Raw genomic sequence first — 5,774 nt, 5'->3', positions numbered from 1 at the left:
TAATCCTACATCTTTGCACTCCCAATCGCTAGGAACAGAAGGTTTCTAGGGCAAGACTGAGAGTAAATCGAGTGATTAGATTCACACCAGAGCGGGTTGCTTTGGACGGTTTATTGGAGGTACAAGAGTTCTTTGACGTGTTGATAGAAATAAAGAAGAGATACTGTGTTTAAATCACAGTGTCGAAATAATAGCATTCAAGACAAGGATGTAGACAATTTTCTTATTAAAATAAGAGCAGTCAAACATCCAAAGATTATTTACAATGGAGAGTTTGATCCTGGCTCAGGATGAACGCTAGCGGCAGGCCTAATACATGCAAGTCGAACGGTGTCTTCGGACATAGTGGCGCACGGGTGCGTAACACGTATGCAACCTACCTTAACATTGGGGGATAGCCTTTCGAAAGGGAGATTAATACCGCATAAGACAGTAACTAGGCATCTAGTAGCTGTTAAAGATTTATCGATGTAAGCTGGGCATGCGACCAATTAGCTTGTTGGTGAGGTAATGGCTCACCAAGGCTATGATTGGTAGGGGAACTGAGAGGTCAATCCCCCACACTGGCACTGAGATACGGGCCAGACTCCTACGGGAGGCAGCAGTAGGGAATATTGGGCAATGGACGCAAGTCTGACCCAGCCATGCCGCGTGCAGGATGAAGGCGTTATGCGTTGTAAACTGCTTTTATACAGGAAGAAACGACTCTTGCGAGAGGCATTGACGGTACTGTATGAATAAGCACCGGCTAACTCCGTGCCAGCAGCCGCGGTAATACGGAGGGTGCAAGCGTTGTCCGGATTTATTGGGTTTAAAGGGTGCGCAGGTGGTTTATTAAGTCAGTGGTGAAAGACGGTCGCTCAACGATTGCAGTGCCATTGAAACTGGTAGACTTGAGTAAAGTAGAGGTGGGCGGAATTGATAGTGTAGCGGTGAAATGCATAGATATTATCAAGAACTCCAATTGCGTAGGCAGCTCACTTGGCTTTTACTGACACTCATGCACGAAAGTGTGGGTATCAAACAGGATTAGATACCCTGGTAGTCCACACTGTAAACGATGATAACTAGGTGTCGGCCGAATCTGGTCGGTGCCACAGCGAAAGCGTTAAGTTATCCACCTGGGGAGTACGCCGGCAACGGTGAAACTCAAAGGAATTGACGGGGGTCCGCACAAGCGGTGGAGCATGTGGTTTAATTCGATGATACGCGAGGAACCTTACCTAGGCTAGAATGTGAAGGAATGATACAGAAATGGATCAGTCAGCAATGACCTGAAACAAGGTGCTGCATGGCTGTCGTCAGCTCGTGCCGTGAGGTGTTGGGTTAAGTCCCGCAACGAGCGCAACCCCTGCATTTAGTTGCCAGCACGTTATGGTGGGGACTCTAAATGGACTGCCTACGCAAGTAGAGAGGAAGGAGGGGACGACGTCAAGTCATCATGGCCCTTACGCCTAGGGCTACACACGTGCTACAATGGGCGGTACAGAGGGTAGCTACCTGGCAACAGGATGCCAATCTCGAAAACCGTTCACAGTTCGGATTGGGGTCTGCAACTCGACCCTATGAAGCTGGAATCGCTAGTAATCGCGTATCAGCAATGACGCGGTGAATACGTTCCCGGACCTTGTACACACCGCCCGTCAAGCCATGAAAGTCTGGTAGACCTGAAGCTGGCCGTTAAACCGCCAGTTAGGGTAGAACAGGTAATTGGGGCTAAGTCGTAACAAGGTAGCCGTACCGGAAGGTGTGGCTGGAACACCTCCTTTCTGGAGAAGCTATTACTTTTAGGTAAACACGTGAGTGATTACTTATCTTCTTTGTTTTTATCACACGCTTAAAGGAAACCTGCTCGAAAGAGAGCAAGTTTTAAAAAGCATTTATTAAGGATTAAGCGGGCTTGTAGCTCAGGTGGTTAGAGCGCTACACTGATAATGTAGAGGTCCGTGGTTCGAGTCCACGCAGGCCCACAAGAAATGAAGGCTTGTGAGGATCAGAGGCAAGAGTAAAGATTATAGAGTAAAGAGTAGAGAGTAAAGAGTAGAGAGAATAGATAGTAAAGATTAGACAAACGCGTCTAACAACAAAGAGATTAACAAAGAGAACCCAGTTATTTGGGGGATTAGCTCAGCTGGCTAGAGCACCTGCCTTGCACGCAGGGGGTCAACGGTTCGAATCCGTTATTCTCCACCAGAGTACAAAGTAGAGTAGAGATTATAGAGTAGAGAGTACAGATTAGGCAAACGAGCTTGATCAACAGATTGAAAGATTAACAAGTTCCAGACTGACTACTGTCGACTGGCTACTGGTTACTGACTACCACCCCTACCCTTTCCAAATGTGGAGAGTGAGATTGGGAACGATGTGAATGAGATAAGCGCAAGCTGATTGAATTTTACACAAGGTTCTTTGACATATTGTGAGAATAAAGTAAAGAGTAAGAGCAAATTAGTGATATTAAATCCTTAGGGATGAAGATATAAATTAAAAGAGTAAGTGAATTAAGGGCGTATGGGGAATGCCTAGGCTCTTGGAGGCGATGAAGGACGTGTTAAGCTGCGATAAGCTTCGGGGAGGTGCACAAGACCTTCGATCCGAAGATTTCCGAATGGGGCAACCCAGTAGATTGAAGATCTATTATCCTATGTATGTAGGAGGCGAACCTGCTGAACTGAAACATCTAAGTAAGCAGAGGAAGAGAAAACAAAAGTGATTCCGTAAGTAGTGGCGAGCGAACGCGGATTAGCCCAAACCAGTGTTGTTGCGGCAAGACTGGGGTTGTAGGACCACGTGATCGATTATATAAATGAACAAGAACTGTCTGGGAAGGCAGGCCATAGAAGGTGAGAGCCCTGTATCGGTAAGCTTATATAATTGTAGTGGTATCCTGAGTAGGGGGGGACTGGAGAAATCCCCTTTGAATCTGCCGGCACCATCCGGTAAGGCTAAATACTACCAAGAGACCGATAGTGAACTAGTACTGTGAAGGAAAGGTGAAAAGTACCCTGAGTAAGGGGGTGAAAAGACCCTGAAACCATACGCTTACAAGCGGTCGGAGCCCTTTTGTGGGGTGACGGCGTGCCTTTTGCATAATGAGCCTACGAGTTACTTTCACTGGCGAGGTTAATCACGTTGACGTGAGCAGCCGGAGCGAAAGCGAGTCTGAATAGGGCGCTTAGTCAGTGGGAGTAGACGCGAAACTTTGTGATCTACCCATGAGCAGGTTGAAGCTCCGATAACACGGAGTGGAGGACCGAACCAGTTTACGTTGAAAAGTATTTGGATGACTTGTGGGTAGGGGTGAAAGGCCAATCAAACTGAGAAATAGCTCGTACTCCCCGAAATGTTTTTAGGAACAGCCTCGGGGTTAAGTTTTAAGCAGGTAAAGCTACCGATAGGACTAGGGGGAGTCAAATCCTACCAAATCCTGACGAACTCTGAATGGCTTAAAATATACCCGGGAGTGAGGGTTGGGGTGCTAAGGTCCCAATCCGAGAGGGAAAGAACCCAGACCAACAGCTAAGGTCCCAAAATCTTTACTAAGTTGAACTAAGGAAGTCTGATTGCAGTGACAGCCAGGATGTTAGCTTGGAAGCAGCTATTCATTTAAAGAGTGCGTAACAGCTCACTGGTCGAGCGAGGCGGGCATCGATAATAAACGGGCATCAAGTAAAGTACCGAAGCTTTGGATTATATTTATATACTGGTAGGGGAGCATTCTGATCTGCGGAGAAGGTGAAGCGACGAGCTTTGCTGGAGCGTTCAGAAAAGCAAATGTAGGCATGAGTAACGATAATGAGGGCGAGAAACCCTCACGCCGAAAGACTAAGGTTTCCTCAGCTATGCTAATCAACTGAGGGTTAGTCGGGGGCTAAGGGTCTAGCGAAGGCGACAACCTAATGCACAACAGGTTAATATTCCTGTACTTACTTATTGGGCAAATAGATGACGGAGACTACAGGTTACCAGATACTGACGGAATAGTGTCTTTGAGAGGCGGCAGCAATGCTAAAACGAGTGTAGTGAGTAGACTTCCAAGAAAAGTCTAGGCGTGTATAACTTCTAAGTAACCCGTACCGTAAACCGACACAGGTGGTCGAGAAGAATATTCTAAGGCGCTCGAGTGAATCACGGCTAAGGAACTCGGCAAATTAACCCTGTAACTTCGGGATAAAGGGAGCCACGAGCAATCGTGGCCGCAGAGAAATGGCCCAGGCGACTGTTTAACAAAAACACATGGCTTTGCTAAATCGAAAGATGACGTATAAGGCCTGACACCTGCCCGGTGCTGGAAGGTTAAGGGGGGATGTTAGTGGCAACACGAAGCATTGAACTGAAGCCCCAGTAAACGGCGGCCGTAACTATAACGGTCCTAAGGTAGCGAAATTCCTTGTCGGGTAAGTTCCGACCTGCACGAATGGTGTAACGATCTGGGCACTGTCTCAGCCGTGAGCTCGGTGAAATTGTAGTAACGGTGAAGATGCCGTTTACCCGCAACGGGACGGAAAGACCCCATGAACCTTTACTATAGCTTAGCATTGAGTTTTGGTACTGGATGTGTAGGATAGGTGGGAGGCTGTGAGCCGGTGTCGCTAGGCATCGGGGAGCCAACGTTGAAATACCACCCTTCTTGTACTGGAATTCTAATCCCCAAAGGGGAGACATTGCTTGGTGGGTAGTTTGACTGGGGTGGTCGCCTCCAAAAGAGTAACGGAGGCTTTCAAAGGTTCCCTCAGCACGCTTGGTAACCGTGCGTAGAGTGCAATAGCAAAAGGGAGCTTGACTGTGAGACCGACAAGTCGATCAGGTACGAAAGTAGGATATAGTGATCCGGTGGTTTAGTATGGAACAGCCATCGCTCAAAGGATAAAAGGTACTCTGGGGATAACAGGCTGATCTCCCCCAAGAGCTCACATCGACGGGGAGGTTTGGCACCTCGATGTCGGCTCGTCACATCCTGGGGCTGGAGAAGGTCCCAAGGGTTCGGCTGTTCGCCGATTAAAGTGGCACGCGAGCTGGGTTCAGAACGTCGTGAGACAGTTCGGTCCCTATCTGTTGTGGGCGTAGGAATATTGACAGGTTCTGACTTTAGTACGAGAGGACCGAGTTGGACTGACCGCTGGTATATCAGTTGTTCTGCCAAGGGCATAGCTGAGTAGCCACGTCGGGATCAGATAAGCGCTGAAAGCATCTAAGTGCGAAACTGACCTGAAGATGAGTATTCCATGAAGGGTCCGTGTAGACGACACGGTCGATAGGCTACAGATGTAAAGACAGTAATGTCAAAGTCGAGTAGTACTAATTACCCGAAAGCTTACCTTTTATTAATTTACACACTGCTATTTATTTTATCTCACAATATGGAAAAAGGCTATGCCTTGTAAAAAGTATGGAGCCGATAGGACGGGTGTTCACCTCTTCCCATCTCGAACAGAGAAGTTAAGCCCCGCACCGCTGATGATACTGGGATCAAACCCGGGAAAGTAAGTAAGCTCCAAGTTATTTAAAAAAGACCTGCACGAAAGTGTGGGTCTTTTTTTATGCCCAAACTGTAGCCAGTAGACAGTATCCAGTAGTCAGTAACTAGGAAATGTAGAGTAAAGATAAGAGAGTATAGAGCAGAGAGTAGAGATACGGCATAAAAAAGGGCACCATCTCGTAAAGTGTGTAAGTAGAAATATTTAGGGTTTCGACCTTGATAATTTTTTTTTACTTTTAAACACTAAATAAAATGGAAGTGGAATTACCCGATTCATTAACCGATGCTTTCTTAA

At 47.1% G+C, this 5,774-nt stretch carries 2 tRNA genes and 3 rRNA genes; all 5 read left to right on the top strand.

What is annotated here, in order from left to right:
• The first annotated feature begins 262 nt into the window (after positions 1-262).
• The 5 genes from ACST13_RS00025 (at position 263) to rrf (ending at position 5,500) form a co-directional block, all read left to right on the top strand.
• Positions 263-1,769, top strand: a 16S ribosomal RNA gene (locus ACST13_RS00025).
• A 127-nt stretch (positions 1,770-1,896) separates the two neighbouring features.
• Positions 1,897-1,970 (top strand) — tRNA-Ile (locus ACST13_RS00020).
• A gap of 146 nt (positions 1,971-2,116) precedes the next feature.
• A tRNA-Ala gene (locus ACST13_RS00015) sits at positions 2,117-2,193 on the top strand.
• Between the two features lie 297 nt (positions 2,194-2,490).
• Positions 2,491-5,322 (top strand): 23S ribosomal RNA (locus ACST13_RS00010).
• Positions 5,323-5,388: 66 nt separating this feature from the next.
• Positions 5,389-5,500 (top strand): 5S ribosomal RNA (gene rrf, locus ACST13_RS00005).
• Together the 16S, 23S and 5S rRNA genes with 2 tRNA genes alongside form the textbook arrangement of a ribosomal RNA operon.
• Positions 5,501-5,774: the final 274 nt, after the last annotated feature.

The organism is Aquirufa sp. A-Brett2-W8 (assembly GCF_054558755.1).
Note: the sequence above shows the minus strand (reverse complement) of the source record. Positions and strands in the feature narration are given on the sequence as shown.